Source organism: Shewanella sp. ULN5 (assembly GCF_030731885.1).
Taxonomy (GTDB): Bacteria; Pseudomonadota; Gammaproteobacteria; order Enterobacterales; family Shewanellaceae; genus Shewanella; species Shewanella holmiensis.
In genome coordinates this window covers 21,056-37,201 of record NZ_JAPJEE010000025.1, presented here as the reverse complement: position 1 = coordinate 37,201, position 16,146 = coordinate 21,056, and the positions used below count along the sequence as shown (strand labels likewise).

Below are 16,146 nucleotides of genomic sequence, written 5' to 3'. Positions count from 1 at the left end.
TCAGCACATCAGCACATCAGCACATCAGCACATCAGCACATCAGCACATCAGCACATCAGCACATCAGCACATCAGCACATCAGCCTAAGGCGTAAATTAAGATTAGCAACAAGAAATTCAAATTTTAATGCTAACAGTATTCATAAAACATTATGAAAAACATATGTTTGAATAATTTGAGAAAGTCATACGTAAATCTAGCGAAGTCCATAAAGGTCTCGTTAATTCAGAACTACAGATGCATAACAATTTGAAGGTACAAAATCATCAATGTACAGATCTCATTGCTATTAATAATTCACTGACATGCTTAATTGATAATGATACAGGTGAAAAAAATAAATAAATGAGCAAAACTAATCTGAATATATGACGGTTTGAAAGCCTGACTTAATTTTCGAAATAATTAGAAATCATCGTTTTACTAAAAAATATACGTGTATTGGGTTTATCGATAATTAAGATATAAACAAATATAAACTGAATCTGCCTTTATGGCTGGAGTGCATCTAAAAACATGACTGAGAGAGAATGGCCTCTAAGAACAACTTAGCCGTTATTTGACGTTTAAACGCAAGACTGTTGATTACAAGTATGGTTTTAGTTGATGTGTGTGGCCTCAAAAATTACCCAGTAAAATGTAGCGTTAGGTAATAGCAACAATCTAGCAAAGCAAATTAAGCAACAAACATCTAAAAATAATCTCAGCCAGATACAAGCCATAGCTTATATTACAAACCAAAATCAATTAAGAATTAAAGCCAGAAATGCTTATACCACTTAGAAAATTAATCAGTTTTGGTAAAAAAGTGATTTAATTAATCACAGCATACTGAAGGAGAAATAAAATAGTGCTTATAGCCAAACAGCATAAAAGACAAAACAAGAATCTACAGACATAAAAAAACCGAGCCTAAGCTCGGTTTTTAATGAGTAATTAAATTAATTACTCTGCAGCTTCAACTTCAACAGCTTCAGCAGCTTCAGGACGACCTACTAACTCGATGTAAGCCATTGGGGCTTTATCACCGGTACGAAGACCGCACTTAAGAATACGAGTGTAACCACCAGGACGTTCCTGGAAGCGTGGACCCAATTCAGTAAATAACTTACCTACAACTTCAGCGTCGCGGGTACGAGCGAAAGCTAAACGGCGATTTGCAACGCTGTCTACTTTAGCTAGTGTTATTAGAGGTTCAACTACGCGACGCAGTTCTTTCGCTTTTGCTACAGTTGTCTTGATGATCTCATGACGAACTAGTGAGCATGCCATGTTACGGAACATAGCTTGGCGATGACTGCTGTTACGATTTAGTTGACGACCACTCTTACGATGGCGCATGACCTAATCCTTATAACCTTAATCTGTACTAACCTGAGACTTATAGGTCGTCTGCTAAACTAGCTGGAGGCCAGTTTTCAAGACGCATACCTAACGACAGTCCGCGAGATGCTAAAACGTCCTTAATTTCAGTAAGAGATTTCTTACCTAAGTTAGGGGTTTTTAACAACTCAACTTCAGTGCGTTGTACCAGATCACCGATGTAATGAATCGCTTCGGCTTTCAAACAGTTAGCCGAACGTACAGTTAGCTCTAAATCGTCGACAGGACGCAACAATATCGGATCGAATTCCGGCTTATCATCTTCCTCAGGCTTAGCTGCAGGCTCACGTAGGTCAACAAACGCATCTAGCTGTTCTGCTAAAATTGTTGCTGAGCGACGAATTGCCTCCTCAGGATCGATAGTACCATTAGTGGTCATATCAATAACGAGCTTATCTAAGTCTGTACGTTGTTCAACACGAGCGGCTTCAACATTATATGCAATGCGAGCAACAGGTGAGAATGACGCATCTACCAACAGGCGACCAATTGGACGATCATCGTCTTCGGTTTGTGCACGAGCCGAAGCAGGCACATAACCACGACCACGTTCAACACGGATACGCATGCTGATGTCATTATTACCAGTCAAATGACAGATAATATGATCAGGATTCATGATGGTAACATCGCCATCATGCGTGATATCTGCTGCTGTAACAGGGCCTGTGCCGGACTTGCTTAAAGTAAGCATTGCCTCGTCTTTACCCTCGATAGTTACCGCTAAACCTTTAAGATTTAACAATATCTCAAGGATATCTTCTTGTACGCCTTCCTTACTGCTGTATTCGTGCAGTACGCCGTCAATCTCGACTTCTGTAACAGCACAGCCGGGCATAGACGACAATAGGATGCGACGCAACGCGTTACCTAAGGTATGGCCAAAACCACGTTCTAGTGGCTCTAGTGTAACTTTGGCGCGAGTTGAATTAACCTGCTCAATTTCAACGAGACGCGGTTTAAGAAATTCTGTAACAGAACCCTGCATTGTGTCCTCTCTTGTTTGTTAGCTTTACTTAGAGTAAAGCTCGACGATCAGCTGTTCGTTAATATCCGCAGACAAATCGCTACGTTCTGGTAGACGCTTGAAAGCACCTTCCATTTTCGCACTGTCGACTTCTACCCATGTAGGCTTTTCGCGTTGACCAGCCACTTCTAAAGCCGCTTTAATACGAGCTTGAGTGCGTGATTTTTCACGGATGCTTACAACATCATTCGCAGACACTTTGAATGACGGAATGTTAACTACACGACCGTTAACCATAATTGACTTATGGCTTACTAGCTGACGTGATTCTGCACGAGTAGCACCAAAACCCATACGATAAACTACGTTATCTAGGCGGACTTCTAAAAGTTGTAACAAGTTTTCACCTGTGTTGCCTTTTAGACGTGCAGCTTCTTTGTAGTAGTTACGGAATTGTTTTTCTAAAACACCGTAAATACGACGAACTTTTTGTTTCTCGCGTAACTGAGTACCATACTCAGACAAACGTGGCTTACGAGCGCCATGTTGGCCTGGAGCAGTTTCCAGTTTACACTTCGATTCAATTGCTCTCACACCGCTTTTTAAGAAAAGGTCTGTACCTTCTCGGCGGCTGAGCTTGAGCTTAGGACCCAAGTATCTTGCCATGATCTTTCTCCAACTATCCTATAACGTAGTGTTATACACGACGTTTTTTAGGTGGACGACAACCATTGTGAGGGATAGGTGTCACATCAGTAATGTTGGTAATTTTATAACCAACTGCGTTCAGTGCGCGAATCGCTGATTCACGTCCTGGACCTGGACCCTTCACAAAAACTTCAAGGTTTTTAACACCATAATCTTGCGCAGCAATACCTGCACGCTCTGCCGCAACCTGTGCAGCAAACGGGGTTGATTTACGTGAACCACGGAAACCAGAACCACCTGAGGTAGCCCAAGATAAAGCATTACCTTGACGATCGGTAATGGTTACGATTGTGTTGTTGAAAGATGCATGGATATGAGCCATGCCATCTGCAACCTGTTTACGTACGCGCTTACGCGGAGAACGTGACGGAACTTTAGCCATTTTGGTTTACCTTCCCGTTACTTTCTGATTGGTTTACGTGGACCTTTACGCGTACGCGCATTGGTCTTAGTACGTTGCCCACGAAGGGGCAGGCTACGACGATGGCGGAGACCACGATAACAACCAAGATCCATAAGACGCTTGATGTTCATTGAAATCTCACGACGTAAGTCACCTTCTACAACATATTTGGCAACTTCTTCGCGTAGAATGTCTATTTGAGCTTCGCTCAATTCCTTGATCTTAGCATCTTCAGCAATTGAAGTAGATGCGCAGATTGCTCTAGCGCGTGTACGTCCAATACCAAAAATAGCAGTCAATGCAATGACTGTATGCTTTTGATCAGGAATGTTAATGCCAGCGATACGGGCCACTATGCACTCCTTAAAGTTAAAGGCCATCTGCGAAAAGCCCGAAAGGATACTCGACAGACGACAGATTTGCAAACAAAATTTTTGGTCAGCCCATTATTGGGCTGACCAACTTCTTACTTAGCCTTGACGCTGTTTGTGTTTTGGTTCAACACAGATAACGCGTACAACACCACTACGCTTGACGATCTTGCAATTACGGCAGATCTTCTTCACGGAAGCTCGAACTTTCATTTCATCACTCCGTAAAAGCTAATTATTTGCCAAAGCGATCTAAATTCGCTTTGTTTACAAGATTAGCTTTCTTCATCACAGACTCATACTGATGAGACATCATATGGGTCTGAACCTGAGCCATGAAGTCCATGATTACGACTACTATAATTAGTAGTGAAGTACCGCCAAAATAGAACTGTACTTTCCACGCAATTAACATGAACTCCGGAATTAAGCAGATAAAGGTAATGTAAATCGCACCCGCTAAGGTTAAACGAGTCATTACTTTATCAATGTAACGCGAAGTCTGTTCACCGGGACGGATCCCAGGAATGAATGCACCACTCTTTTTCAGATTATCCGCTGTTTCGCGTGGATTGAAAACCAACGCAGTGTAGAAGAAACAGAAAAAGATAATTGCTGTCGCGTACAATAATGAATACAGCGGTTGTCCAGGTGACACAGCTAAAGCGAAATCGCTTAACCATGACAAGGACTCATTTTGACCAAACCACTGAGCCAGTGTGCCTGGAAACAAAATTATGCTGGATGCAAAAATTGGTGGAATTACACCTGCCATGTTCACTTTTAACGGTAAGTGGGTGCTTTGCGCTGCAAAAACCTTACGGCCTTGCTGACGCTTAGCGTAGTTAACAACGATACGTCGTTGTCCACGTTCCACGAATACCACTAAATATGTTACAGCAAATACAATAACCGCGAGCAACAGTAGTACCAATACATTCAAGTCACCTTGACGCGCCTGCTCGGCTGTTGAGCCGATAGCCGATGGTAAACCAGCAACAATACCTGCGAAAATCAAAATCGAGATACCATTACCGATGCCACGTTCAGTAATTTGTTCACCTAGCCACATAAGGAACATAGTCCCTGTTACTAAGCTCACAACCGCAACAAAGTAAAAACCAAATCCAACATTAGCCACAAGGCCAGGGACTAAATTTGGTAAACCTGTCGCAATACCGATAGATTGCAATGTACCCAACACAAGTGTGCCATATCGAGTATATTGACTGATTTTCTTACGTCCTGATTCGCCTTCTTTTTTCAATTCAGCTAGTGCAGGATGCACAACAGTCAATAACTGCATAATGATAGATGCCGAAATATACGGCATAATACCTAATGCAAAGATAGAAGCACGCTCTAAAGCACCACCCGAGAACATGTTAAACATGCCCAGGATGGTATCTTTTTGCTGAGCAAAAAGCTCTGCTAATACAGCTGCGTCAATACCAGGAATTGGCACGAACGAACCCGCTCTAAAGACGATTATCGCACCAATCACGAACAGAAGACGAGTTTTCAGTTCTGAAACTCCGCCTTTCGCGCTTTTTAAATCAAGTCCTGGTTTTGCCATCGACGTATTATTCCTCGATCTTACCGCCGGCAGCTTCAATAGCTGCACGTGCACCTTTGGTTACCTTCAGACCTTTAACAGTCACAGGGCGCTCAATGGTACCTGAAAGAACGATTTTCGCAAACTGGATGTTGCGAGTAATAACGTTCGCATCTTTCAGAGCGTTCAAATCGATAACATCACCGTTAACTTTTGCTAGTTCGAGTAAACGAACTTCAGCTGAAACCAAAGCTTTGCGCGAGGTAAAACCAAACTTAGGTAAACGGATTTTAAGAGGCATTTGACCGCCTTCAAAACCTACGCGAGGACCGCCGCCAGAACGAGACTTTTGTCCCTTATGACCACGACCTGCTGTTTTACCTAAACCTGAACCGATACCACGGCCAACACGCTTAGGAGCAGATTTAGAACCTGCAGCTGGAGATAGAGTATTTAGACGCATTATCTTATTCCTCCACCGAAACCATGTAGTAAACCTTGTTGATCATACCGCGAACTGAAGGAGTATCTTCAACTTCAACTGTATGACCAATACGGCGCAGACCTAAACCTGTTAAGGTAGCACGGTGTTTTGGTAAACGACCGATGCTGCTTTTAGTCTGTGTTACTTTAACTGTTTTAGTAGCCATGGTGCTTAACCTCGAATTTCATCAACATTCAGGCCACGCTTAGCTGCGATTTGCGCTGGTGACTTCATGTGCACCAATGCATCTACAGTCGCGCGAACGATGTTGATCGGGTTAGTAGAACCGTATGCTTTTGACAGAACGTTATGAACGCCTGCTACTTCCAATACGGCACGCATTGCGCCACCGGCAATAATACCAGTACCTTGTGATGCAGGTTGCATGTACACAAGAGAACCAGTATGGCGACCTTTAACTGGATGATGCAGAGTACCTGCATTCAACTCAACGGTCACAATATTACGACGGGCTTTTTCCATTGCTTTTTGAATAGCAGCAGGAACTTCACGTGCTTTACCATAGCCATAGCCAATCTTACCGTTACCGTCACCCACTACTGTTAGTGCTGTGAAGCTAAAGATACGACCGCCCTTAACTACTTTAGAAACACGATTAACTGCAATCAATTTTTCTTGCAAATCGTCTTTTTGCTGAGCTTCTAATTTAGCCATTTTATAACCCCTTAGAACTTCAGGCCAGCTTCACGAGCAGCGTCTGCTAATGCAGCCACACGTCCGTGATACTTGAAACCAGAACGGTCGAACGCAACAGTAGCTACGCCCTTCTCGATCGCACGCTCAGCAACTAGTTTACCAATTGCTTTAGCCGCATCTACGTTTCCGGTACTCTTTAGTTGCTCTTTAACTGTTTTTTCAACAGTCGATGCAGCAGCTAACACCTGAGCTTCAGGACTGATCACCTGAGCATAAATGTGACGCGGTGTACGATGTACAACCAGACGATTCACGCCTAGCTCTTGGATCTTCTTACGAGCACGCAAAGCGCGACGTAAGCGAGATGTTTTCTTATCCATATCGCGTTACCTACTTCTTCTTAGCCTCTTTACGGCGTACAACTTCGTCATCATAACGAACACCTTTGCCTTTATACGGCTCTGGTGGACGGTATCCACGAATGTTGGCTGCTTCTTGACCTACTAACTGCTTATCAACGCCTGTTAAGACGATCTCAGTTTGACTAGGACACTCAGCAGTAACGCCTGCGGGTAGCTTGTGTACTAATGGATGTGAGAAACCTAAAGTTAAGTCTAAGTCACTACCAGCGATTTTCGCACGGTAACCAACACCAACTAATTTAAGTTTTCTTACAAAACCTTCAGAGACACCAACAATCATGTTGTTTACTAGTGCACGTGCTGTACCAGCCTGTGCCCAAGCGCCTACAGCGCCTTCGACAGGTAGAAACTTTACTTGTGCATCTTCGATAACAACATTTACCGCATTGTTGATTACTCGAGTCAGACTTCCTTTACCGCCTTTGACGGTTAAAGTCTGTTCGTTTAAAGTCACCTCTACGCCAGCAGGGATAGTGACTGGTGCTTTTGCAACACGAGACATTACTAACTCCTTACGCTACGTAGCAGATAACCTCGCCACCCGTGCCAAATTGGCGGGCGGCACGATCAGTCATCAAGCCTTTAGAAGTGGACACAATTGCGATACCCAGACCGCCCATAACCTTTGGAAGTTCGTCTTTACCTTTGTAAATACGAAGACCAGGACGGCTTACGCGCTGGATAGTCTCAACGACTGGTTTGCCTTGGAAATACTTTAAAGTGATTTCTAATTCAGGCTTAGCTTCATCTGCTACGGCGTAGTCAGTAATGAAACCTTCATCTTTAAGTAATTTCGCAATTGCTACTTTTAACTTAGCTGAAGGCATCTTTACAGATACGTGGTTAGCAGCTTGGCCGTTACGAATACGGGTTAACATATCCGCAATAGGATCTTGCATGCTCATATTAGCTTACTCCGTGACAAGTGCTTACCAGCTGGCCTTACGTAGACCAGGAACTTCACCACGCATAGTGGCTTCACGTAATTTGATACGGCTTAAGCCGAATTTACGTAAAACGCCATGTGGGCGACCAGTTTGATTACAGCGATTGCGTTGACGCGATGCGCTTGAATCACGTGGTAGTGCTTGCAACTTAAGTACTGCATCCCAACGATCTTCTTCAGAAGTCTCTGGGCTGCTGATAGTAGCTTTAAGTGCTAGACGCTTTTCAGCATACTTAGCTACGAGCTGTGCACGTTTTGCTTCACGTGCTTTCATAGATGTTTTAGCCATTATGCTACCCTTATTTCTTAAATGGGAAGTTAAAAGCGGTCAACAAAGCACGACCTTCTTCGTCATTCTTCGCAGTAGTAGTGATAACAATATCCATACCGCGAATCTTATCGATTTTATCGTAATCGATTTCTGGGAAGATGATCTGTTCTTTCACACCCATTGCGTAGTTACCACGACCATCAAACGCTTTTGCGCTTAGGCCACGGAAATCACGAATACGTGGAATTGCAATGTCAACTAGACGCTCTAAAAATTCCCACATACGCTCACCGCGCAGGGTAACTTTACAGCCTATAGGGTAGCCTTCACGGATTTTAAAACCAGCAACTGATTTACGTGCAACAGTTACAATTGGTTTTTGACCAGCGATTGCAGTCATGTCACGAAGCGCGTGCTCCATAACTTTCTTATCTGCAACAGCTTCGCCTACACCCATATTAAGGGTGATTTTTTCAATCCGAGGGACTTGCATGACACTGCTATAACCGAACTTTTTAGCTAGTTCAGCAACTACAGTCTCTTGATATTTATCATGCAGTTTCGCCATCGTTTACTCCAAATTACTTAACGAGTTCGCTGTTCGATTTATAAAAACGGACTTTTTGGTCGTTTTCAAATCGGAAACCAACACGATCTGCCTTGCCTGTGGCTTGGTTAAAGATCGCTACGTTTGATGCTTGAATCGGTGCTTCTTTCTCGATAACGCCGCCAGTTACGCCCAATTGTGGGTTTGGCTTTTGGTGTTTTTTAACAAGATTGATGCCTTCAACAATCAATTTACCAGTAGGTAGAACTTGAGAAACCTTACCGCGTTTACCCTTGTCTTTACCTGCTAGTACAATTACTTCGTCTTCACGACGGATTTTTGCTGCCATTTTGAAAGCTCCTTACAGTACTTCAGGTGCCAGCGAGACAATTTTCATAAATTGCTCAGTACGCAATTCACGTGTCACTGGTCCAAAGATACGAGTACCAATCGGTGCAAGGTTTGCGTTAAGCAATACCGCTGCATTCCGATCGAAGCGAATGACAGAACCGTCTGGACGACGTACGCCTTTCTTAGTACGGACTACCACCGCGTTATATACATCACCTTTCTTCGCTTTAGCGCGAGGAATCGCTTCTTTAACAGAAACTTTGATGATGTCGCCGATACCGGCATAACGACGATGAGAGCCACCCAAGACCTTAATACACTGAACTCTACGTGCGCCACTGTTACATGCGACGTCAAGAGTCGATTGCATTTGGATCATTTTAAGTGCTCCGCTATCGTTACTACACAAATCCCAATATTGGGACAATATTTAGCCAATTTGAGTGATAGTTTTACTCAAAATTGGCGCGCAAGTATAACACCACAATATCGGATTGCATAGCAAAAAAAACAAACGGCCCCAAATTATTGGAGCCGTTTAGATTAACCTAATAAAATTAGGCCTTGGTTACTACTTCAGCTAGGGTCCAAGACTTAGTCTTAGATAGAGGACGACATTGACTAATAGTCACGATGTCACCTTCATTACACTGATTAGTTTCGTCATGTGCATGGATCTTAGTAGTACGCTTAATGTATTTCCCATAGATAGGGTGTTTCACTTGGCGCTCAATAGCAACAGTAATAGACTTGTCCATTTTGTTGCTAACTACTTTACCTTGCAAAGTACGGATTTTATCAGACATTACGCACCTGCCTTAGAAGTAATAATGGTCTTAACACGTGCAATGTTACGACGCACTAGTTTCAATTGATTCGTTTGAGTCAATTGACCAGTAGCGTGTTGCATACGCAGGTTAAACTGCTCACGCAGCAGACCAAGTAATTCAGCGTTAAGTTCTTCAACGCTCTTTTCTCTTAGTTCGCTCGCTTTCATTACATCACCGTCTTAGTTACGAAGGTAGTCTTTAAAGGAAGCTTAGCAGCAGCTAAAGCGAAGGCTTCACGAGCCAACGTTTCAGAGACACCATTCATCTCATAAAGAACCTTACCAGGTTGAATCTGACATACCCAGTATTCAACGTTACCTTTACCTTTACCCATACGCACTTCAAGAGGCTTAGAGGTAATTGGCTTGTCAGGGAAAACTCGAATCCAAATTTGTCCTTGACGTTTAACATGACGTGTCATGGCACGACGTGCAGATTCGATTTGACGTGCAGTTAAACGGCCACGGCCGACTGCTTTCAAACCGAAAGTACCAAAGCTAACTTCAGTACCGTTCGCTAGACCACGGTTGCGGCCCTTGAACATCTTGCGAAACTTCATACGTTTAGGTTGCAGCATTAAAGTTTCTCCTATTTACCACGAGGCTTACGCTTAGGTTGCTGCTTTGGCTCTTCAATAGCAGGAATTAAACCGTCTAGAACTTCGCCTTTGAAGATCCAAACTTTAATACCAATCACACCATATTGAGTGTGACTTTCTGCTGTTGAATAGTCGATATCAGCACGTAAAGTATGTAAAGGTACACGACCTTCACGATACCATTCAGAACGTGCGATTTCAGCACCACCTAGACGACCGCTCACTTCAACTTTGATACCTTGGGCACCAATGCGCATTGCATTTTGTACCGCGCGCTTCATAGCACGACGGAACATAACACGACGCTCTAACTGCTGAGCAATAGAGTCAGCAACGAGCTTAGCGTCTAATTCAGGCTTACGGATTTCAGCGATGTTGATTTGAGCAGTAGTGCCAGTGATTTTAGACACATGTGCACGTAATACTTCAACGTCTTCACCTTTCTTACCAATCACAACACCTGGACGGGCAGTGTGAATAGTAACGCGGATGCTTTTCGCTGGGCGTTCAATGACAATCTTAGATACTGATGCGGCTTTTAACTTTGACGTTAAATATTGACGCACTTCCCAGTCGCTGTTCAGATTATTTGCATAGTCTGACTTATCTGCGTACCAGGTAGAGATCCAAGGCTTAGTGATACCCAGACGGATACCATTAGGATGTACTTTCTGTCCCATTGCTCTCTTCTCCTAGCGATCTGATACAACCACAGTAATGTGGCTGGTACGCTTCATGATACGATCAGCGCGGCCTTTGGCACGTGGCATGATACGCTTCATAGTTGGGCCTTCGTCTACGAAGACGGCTCCAACTTTAAGCTCATCGATGTCAGCACCTTCGTTGTGTTCGGCGTTTGCGATAGCTGAGTCAAGTACTTTTTTAACTAGTACGGCGGCTTTCTTTGGGCTGAAGGTCAAAATCTCGAGTGCCTTAGAAACAGGCAATCCGCGAATTTGATCAGCAACTAGACGGGCCTTTTGCGCAGACGTACGAGCAAAACGATGTTTAGCTAAAACTTCCATCTTATTCCTCCCGTATTAACGCTTCTTCGCTTTCTTATCAGCAGCATGGCCGCGATAAGTGCGAGTTGGTGAAAATTCACCAAGCTTGTGGCCGATCATTTCGTCAGTTACGAACACAGGTACGTGCTGACGACCATTATGGACAGCGATGGTCAACCCAATCATATTAGGGATGATCATTGAGCGGCGTGACCAAGTCTTAATTGGTTTTTTATCACCCGCTTCCATCGCTTTCTCTACCTTCTTCAGCAAGTGCAGGTCAATGAAGGGACCTTTCTTGAGAGAACGTGGCATGGCGAATCCTCTTACTATTTATTACGACGACGTACGATGTACTTATCAGTGCGCTTGTTACTACGAGTTTTATAACCCTTAGTTGGCACACCCCATGGACTCACTGGATGACGTCCACCAGAAGTACGGCCTTCACCACCACCATGTGGATGGTCTACTGGGTTCATTGCAACACCACGAACTGTAGGGCGTACGCCTCTCCAGCGCTTAGCACCTGCTTTACCTAACTGGCGTAGCATGTGTTCGGCATTACCAACTTCACCAAATGTCGCGCGGCAATCTACAGGTACTTTACGCATTTCGCCAGAGCGAAGACGTAGAGTAGCGTATGCGCCATCACGAGCAACAACTTGTACATAAGCACCAGCTGAACGAGCGATCTGAGCACCTTTACCAGGTTTCATTTCTACTGCGTGAACAACTGAACCTACAGGGATGTTGCGTAATGCTTTAGCATTACCAGTCTTGATTTCAGCATCGTTACCAGATTGAATCGCGTCACCAGCTTGCATGCCTTTAGCAGCAAGAATATAACGACGCTCACCATCTGCGTACAAAACTAAAGCAATGTGTGCAGTACGGTTTGGATCGTACTCAAGACGCTCAACTTTACCTGGAATACCATCTTTATCGCGTTTAAAGTCGATTAGACGGTAGTGTTGCTTATGACCACCACCAACGTGACGGACAGTGATACGACCCGTATTGTTACGGCCACCACTTTTCGTTTTTCTCGCCAACAGGCCAGCAAAAGGTTTACCCTTATGCAGATCCGTATTCACCACTTTAACTACGTGGCGACGACCTGGAGAGGTTGGCTTACACTTAATAACTGCCATGATAATTCTCCTTTGCTTACTCAGCGCCGCCGACGAAATCGATGTCAGCACCAGCAGCTAAAGTCACATAAGCTTTTTTCCAATCGCTACGACGGCCAGTACGAGCACCAGTACGCTTGGTTTTGCCTTTGTTAACTAAAGTACGAACTGAATCTACTTCAACTTCAAATAGCTTCGCTACTGCAGCTTTGATCTCTGCTTTAGTCGCATCGATTGCTACGCGGAAAACTACAGTGTTGTTTTTCTCTGCAACAACAGTACTCTTTTCAGAGATGTGTGGAGCAAGAATAACTTTTAGCAAACGTTCTTCGGTGATCATGCTAGCATCTCCTCAATTTGCTTCACTGCATCAGCAGTAACAAGAACAGTGTTGAACGCGATTAGACTTACTGGGTCAAGACCCGCAACGTCACGTACGTCAACTTTGTATAAGTTGCGAGCTGCTAAGAATAAATTCTCATCAACTTCTGCAGTAACAATTAGAACGTCTTCTAAGTTCATTGCTTGTAATTTAGCTTTCAGCTCTTTAGTTTTAGGAGCATCAACACTAAAAGATTCAACAACGACTAAACGCTCTTGACGTACCAATTCAGAAAGAATGCTCTTTAAAGCACCACGGTACATCTTTTTGTTAACTTTTTGGCTGTGATCTTGAGTTTTAGCAGCGAATGTTACGCCACCGCCACGCCAGATCGGGCCTTTAACACTACCGGCACGAGCGCGGCCTGTGCCTTTTTGGCGCCAAGGCTTTTTGCCTGAGCCAGTTACTTCCGCGCGCGTCTTTTGGCCACGAGTGCCTTGACGTGCGTTTGCAGCGTAAGCTACAACTACCTGATGAACCAGTGCCTCGTTAAAGTCACGGCCGAAGGTAGTTTCGGAAACTTCAAGAGCGCTCTGCGCGTCTTTCAATACCAATTCCATTACTATCTCCTCAGACCTTAAGCTTTAACTGCTGGCTTGATAATCAAGTCACCATTGGTAGCGCCTGGAACTGCGCCGCGTACTAATAACAAGTTACGCTCTGCATCAACACGTACAACGTGTAGATTTTGAGTTGTTACTTGCTCAGCACCCATATGGCCTGACATTTTCTTGCCTTTGAATACACGACCTGGCGTTTGGTTCTGACCGATAGAACCATTCGAGCGGTGTGCCAAAGAGTTACCGTGAGTCATATCTTGAGTACGGAAGTTCCAACGCTTAACACCGCCTTGGAAGCCCTTACCTTTTGATTGACCAGTAACGTCTACTTTCGCTACTTCAGCGAAAATATCAACATTAAGCTCAGCACCAACTTCAATGCCTTCGCCTTCACCATCTGCTAGACGCACTTCCCATAAACCACGACCGGCTTCTACGCCGCCCTTGGCAAAATGGCCTGCTTCTGCTTTAGTGATGCGATTGGCTTTTTTGGTACCTGTAGTGACTTGTAGTGCACGGTAACCGTCAGTTTCTAAAGTTTTCACTTGAGTAACACGGTTGCCAGTGACTTCAATCACTGTTACAGGGATTGACGTGCCATCTTCAGTGAAGATGCGAGTCATACCCACTTTACGACCAATAAGACCGATAGCCATCTCTCAAACCTCTTCTAAGGATCTCAATTAACCTAAGCTAATCTGAACGTCGACACCAGCCGCAAGATCTAAACGCATTAATGCGTCTACTGTCTTTTCTGTTGGCTCTACGATGTCAACTAAGCGCTTGTGAGTACGAATTTCGTACTGATCACGAGCATCTTTGTTAACGTGCGGAGAGATCAAAACGGTATAACGCTCTTTGCGTGTAGGTAGTGGAATAGGACCACGTACCTGCGCGCCTGTACGCTTAGCAGTTTCAACGATTTCCGCTGTAGACTGATCAATTAAACGATGATCAAAGCCTTTCAAGCGGATACGGATTCTTTGGTTCTGCATTGACCAGAGCTCCTAAAATGGACACATAAAAAATCACCCTCTAGCTACTTCCTATTTGGAAAAGCAGAGTGAGATGATTTAACCGTTCGACTCCCAATCGGAGTCGCTATGAATATGAAAACCATATTGGTTTTCCTTTCGCTCACTGCACTAATGCAGCGAGTGGGCAATTATACAGATCTAATTCTTAAGATCAAGCCCATTGTGCGAGATATCTATTAGAAGTTTACCCACAATTCGTTGCGCAGCATTTTACACATTAAAACCGAAATTACCAGTAAATTTTAGCAATAAAAAAAGGAAGCCGAAGCTTCCTTTTTCAATGTTAACTAAACTCGCAATTAAGCGATGATTTTAGCTACAACACCAGCACCAACTGTACGGCCACCTTCGCGGATAGCGAAACGTAAACCGTCGTCCATCGCGATTGGGTAAATCAAAGTAACAACCATCTTGATGTTGTCACCAGGCATTACCATTTCTACGCCTTCTGGTAACTCGATTGTACCAGTTACGTCAGTTGTACGGAAGTAGAACTGTGGACGGTAACCTTTGAAGAATGGAGTGTGACGTCCGCCTTCTTCTTTTGATAACACGTATACTTCTGATTCGAAAGTAGTGTGTGGCTTGATTGAACCTGGCTTAGCAAGTACTTGACCACGTTCTACGTCATCACGCTTAGTACCACGTAATAACACACCACAGTTCTCACCTGCACGACCTTCGTCAAGCAGCTTACGGAACATTTCTACACCAGTACAAGTTGTTTTAGTTGTGTCTTTAACACCAACAATTTCAACTTCGTCTGATACGCGTACAATACCACGCTCAACACGACCAGTTACCACTGTACCACGACCTGAAATCGAGAATACGTCTTCGATTGGTAGTAGGAATGGCTTATCGATGTCACGCTCTGGCTCTGGAATATAAGTATCTAAAGCTTCAGCTAGTTCAAGAATCTTAGCTTCCCATTCTGGCTGGCCTTCTAGTGCCTTAAGCGCAGAACCTTGGATAACTGGTAAGTCATCACCTGGGAAGTCGTATTCTGAAAGAAGTTCACGAACTTCCATCTCTACTAATTCTAATAACTCTTCGTCATCTACCATGTCACATTTGTTCATGAATACGATGATGAAAGGTACGCCAACCTGACGCGAAAGCAGGATGTGCTCACGTGTTTGTGGCATTGGGCCGTCTGTAGCAGCAACTACTAAGATTGCGCCGTCCATCTGTGCAGCACCAGTGATCATGTTTTTAACATAATCCGCGTGACCTGGACAGTCTACGTGTGCGTAGTGACGGATTTCTGTGTCATATTCGATGTGAGAAGTATTAATTGTAATACCGCGCTCACGCTCTTCTGGAGCGTTATCGATTTGAGAGAAGTTCTTAACTTCACCACCATATGTCTTAGATAACACAGCTGAGATAGCTGCAGTTAAAGTTGTTTTACCATGGTCAACGTGACCGATGGTGCCTACGTTTACGTGAGGCTTATTACGTTCAAATTTAGCTTTTGCCACGATATATTCCTTTCTTTTCAGAAGTGCTCGTTTAATTCGAGCAATATAACA

29 protein-coding genes are annotated in these 16,146 nt (G+C 44.0%); all 29 read right to left on the bottom strand.

All coding sequences use genetic code 11. The annotated features are described in order from the left end of the window. Positions 1-947: 947 nt before the first annotated feature. Positions 948-1,343 carry a 50S ribosomal protein L17 gene (gene rplQ, locus ORI98_RS17335; RefSeq protein WP_226411972.1) on the bottom strand — a complete coding sequence of 132 codons (396 nt, stop codon included), beginning with the start codon at positions 1,341-1,343 and terminating at the stop codon, positions 948-950. Between the two features lie 40 nt (positions 1,344-1,383). Then, positions 1,384-2,373: a DNA-directed RNA polymerase subunit alpha gene (gene rpoA, locus ORI98_RS17330; RefSeq protein WP_188843792.1), complete on the bottom strand. Its 990-nt coding sequence runs from the start codon at positions 2,371-2,373 to the stop codon at positions 1,384-1,386. 24 nt (positions 2,374-2,397) lie between these two features. Continuing rightward, positions 2,398-3,018: a 30S ribosomal protein S4 gene (rpsD, locus tag ORI98_RS17325; protein WP_188843794.1), complete on the bottom strand. Its 621-nt coding sequence runs from the start codon at positions 3,016-3,018 to the stop codon at positions 2,398-2,400. A gap of 31 nt (positions 3,019-3,049) precedes the next feature. Beyond that, complete coding sequence (gene rpsK, locus ORI98_RS17320) at positions 3,050-3,442, bottom strand: 30S ribosomal protein S11 (RefSeq protein WP_011635661.1); 393 nt, start codon at positions 3,440-3,442, stop codon at positions 3,050-3,052. 17 nt (positions 3,443-3,459) lie between these two features. Then, positions 3,460-3,816: a 30S ribosomal protein S13 gene (gene rpsM, locus ORI98_RS17315; RefSeq protein WP_188843796.1), complete on the bottom strand. Its 357-nt coding sequence runs from the start codon at positions 3,814-3,816 to the stop codon at positions 3,460-3,462. A gap of 117 nt (positions 3,817-3,933) precedes the next feature. Next, on the bottom strand, positions 3,934-4,047 hold the full coding sequence (rpmJ, locus tag ORI98_RS17310; protein WP_006083579.1) for a 50S ribosomal protein L36: 114 nt from the start codon (positions 4,045-4,047) through the stop codon (positions 3,934-3,936). Positions 4,048-4,069: 22 nt separating this feature from the next. Beyond that, a complete protein-coding gene (gene secY / locus ORI98_RS17305; RefSeq protein WP_188843798.1) occupies positions 4,070-5,410 on the bottom strand; it encodes a preprotein translocase subunit SecY in 1,341 nt (446 codons plus the stop codon). Positions 5,411-5,417: 7 nt separating this feature from the next. Beyond that, positions 5,418-5,852, bottom strand: a complete 435-nt coding sequence (gene rplO / locus ORI98_RS17300; protein WP_188843800.1) for a 50S ribosomal protein L15 — start codon at positions 5,850-5,852, stop codon at positions 5,418-5,420. A gap of 4 nt (positions 5,853-5,856) precedes the next feature. Continuing rightward, the gene (gene rpmD, locus ORI98_RS17295; RefSeq protein WP_188843803.1) at positions 5,857-6,039 is read right to left on the bottom strand and encodes a 50S ribosomal protein L30; all 183 of its coding nucleotides are present in this window, start codon (positions 6,037-6,039) and stop codon (positions 5,857-5,859) included. Between the two features lie 5 nt (positions 6,040-6,044). Further along, positions 6,045-6,548 (bottom strand): 30S ribosomal protein S5, encoded by a 504-nt coding sequence (gene rpsE, locus ORI98_RS17290; protein WP_076502247.1) that lies wholly within the window; start codon positions 6,546-6,548, stop codon positions 6,045-6,047. An 11-nt stretch (positions 6,549-6,559) separates the two neighbouring features. After that, positions 6,560-6,910, bottom strand: a complete 351-nt coding sequence (gene rplR / locus ORI98_RS17285; RefSeq protein ID WP_261299972.1) for a 50S ribosomal protein L18 — start codon at positions 6,908-6,910, stop codon at positions 6,560-6,562. Positions 6,911-6,920: 10 nt separating this feature from the next. Next, on the bottom strand, positions 6,921-7,454 hold the full coding sequence (gene rplF, locus ORI98_RS17280; RefSeq protein ID WP_306136043.1) for a 50S ribosomal protein L6: 534 nt from the start codon (positions 7,452-7,454) through the stop codon (positions 6,921-6,923). Between the two features lie 10 nt (positions 7,455-7,464). Then, positions 7,465-7,857: a 30S ribosomal protein S8 gene (gene rpsH, locus ORI98_RS17275; RefSeq protein WP_160056427.1), complete on the bottom strand. Its 393-nt coding sequence runs from the start codon at positions 7,855-7,857 to the stop codon at positions 7,465-7,467. Positions 7,858-7,881: 24 nt separating this feature from the next. Next, positions 7,882-8,187 carry a 30S ribosomal protein S14 gene (gene rpsN, locus ORI98_RS17270; RefSeq protein ID WP_188843809.1) on the bottom strand — a complete coding sequence of 102 codons (306 nt, stop codon included), beginning with the start codon at positions 8,185-8,187 and terminating at the stop codon, positions 7,882-7,884. Positions 8,188-8,197: 10 nt separating this feature from the next. Continuing rightward, positions 8,198-8,737, bottom strand: a complete 540-nt coding sequence (gene rplE / locus ORI98_RS17265) for a 50S ribosomal protein L5 (protein ID WP_261299974.1) — start codon at positions 8,735-8,737, stop codon at positions 8,198-8,200. 13 nt (positions 8,738-8,750) lie between these two features. Further along, positions 8,751-9,065, bottom strand: coding sequence for a 50S ribosomal protein L24 (gene rplX / locus ORI98_RS17260; protein ID WP_188843811.1), 315 nt, complete (start codon positions 9,063-9,065; stop codon positions 8,751-8,753). 12 nt (positions 9,066-9,077) lie between these two features. Continuing rightward, positions 9,078-9,446, bottom strand: coding sequence for a 50S ribosomal protein L14 (gene rplN, locus ORI98_RS17255; RefSeq protein WP_011494644.1), 369 nt, complete (start codon positions 9,444-9,446; stop codon positions 9,078-9,080). A 178-nt stretch (positions 9,447-9,624) separates the two neighbouring features. After that, positions 9,625-9,873 carry a 30S ribosomal protein S17 gene (gene rpsQ, locus ORI98_RS17250; RefSeq protein WP_188843813.1) on the bottom strand — a complete coding sequence of 83 codons (249 nt, stop codon included), beginning with the start codon at positions 9,871-9,873 and terminating at the stop codon, positions 9,625-9,627. Then, positions 9,873-10,064: a 50S ribosomal protein L29 gene (rpmC, locus tag ORI98_RS17245; RefSeq protein WP_006083592.1), complete on the bottom strand. Its 192-nt coding sequence runs from the start codon at positions 10,062-10,064 to the stop codon at positions 9,873-9,875. The genes rpsQ and rpmC overlap by 1 nt, the downstream gene beginning before the upstream one ends. Next, positions 10,064-10,474: a 50S ribosomal protein L16 gene (gene rplP, locus ORI98_RS17240; protein ID WP_160056437.1), complete on the bottom strand. Its 411-nt coding sequence runs from the start codon at positions 10,472-10,474 to the stop codon at positions 10,064-10,066. Before rplP ends, rpmC begins: the two co-directional genes overlap by 1 nt. A gap of 11 nt (positions 10,475-10,485) precedes the next feature. Beyond that, positions 10,486-11,175, bottom strand: a complete 690-nt coding sequence (gene rpsC, locus ORI98_RS17235; protein ID WP_188843814.1) for a 30S ribosomal protein S3 — start codon at positions 11,173-11,175, stop codon at positions 10,486-10,488. A gap of 12 nt (positions 11,176-11,187) precedes the next feature. Beyond that, on the bottom strand, positions 11,188-11,520 hold the full coding sequence (rplV, locus tag ORI98_RS17230) for a 50S ribosomal protein L22 (protein ID WP_160056441.1): 333 nt from the start codon (positions 11,518-11,520) through the stop codon (positions 11,188-11,190). A gap of 15 nt (positions 11,521-11,535) precedes the next feature. Continuing rightward, a complete protein-coding gene (gene rpsS / locus ORI98_RS17225) occupies positions 11,536-11,814 on the bottom strand; it encodes a 30S ribosomal protein S19 (protein ID WP_006083596.1) in 279 nt (92 codons plus the stop codon). A gap of 14 nt (positions 11,815-11,828) precedes the next feature. Then, complete coding sequence (gene rplB, locus ORI98_RS17220) at positions 11,829-12,653, bottom strand: 50S ribosomal protein L2 (protein ID WP_188843816.1); 825 nt, start codon at positions 12,651-12,653, stop codon at positions 11,829-11,831. A 16-nt stretch (positions 12,654-12,669) separates the two neighbouring features. Then, complete coding sequence (gene rplW / locus ORI98_RS17215; RefSeq protein ID WP_261299975.1) at positions 12,670-12,972, bottom strand: 50S ribosomal protein L23; 303 nt, start codon at positions 12,970-12,972, stop codon at positions 12,670-12,672. After that, positions 12,969-13,574, bottom strand: coding sequence for a 50S ribosomal protein L4 (gene rplD, locus ORI98_RS17210; RefSeq protein WP_188843820.1), 606 nt, complete (start codon positions 13,572-13,574; stop codon positions 12,969-12,971). The genes rplW and rplD overlap by 4 nt, the downstream gene beginning before the upstream one ends. Positions 13,575-13,591: 17 nt before the next feature. Continuing rightward, the gene (gene rplC / locus ORI98_RS17205; RefSeq protein ID WP_188843822.1) at positions 13,592-14,230 is read right to left on the bottom strand and encodes a 50S ribosomal protein L3; all 639 of its coding nucleotides are present in this window, start codon (positions 14,228-14,230) and stop codon (positions 13,592-13,594) included. Positions 14,231-14,257: 27 nt separating this feature from the next. After that, the gene (gene rpsJ, locus ORI98_RS17200) at positions 14,258-14,569 is read right to left on the bottom strand and encodes a 30S ribosomal protein S10 (RefSeq protein WP_011635639.1); all 312 of its coding nucleotides are present in this window, start codon (positions 14,567-14,569) and stop codon (positions 14,258-14,260) included. Positions 14,570-14,910: 341 nt separating this feature from the next. After that, positions 14,911-16,095, bottom strand: a complete 1,185-nt coding sequence (gene tuf / locus ORI98_RS17195) for an elongation factor Tu (protein WP_306136036.1) — start codon at positions 16,093-16,095, stop codon at positions 14,911-14,913. Positions 16,096-16,146 lie beyond the last annotated feature (51 nt).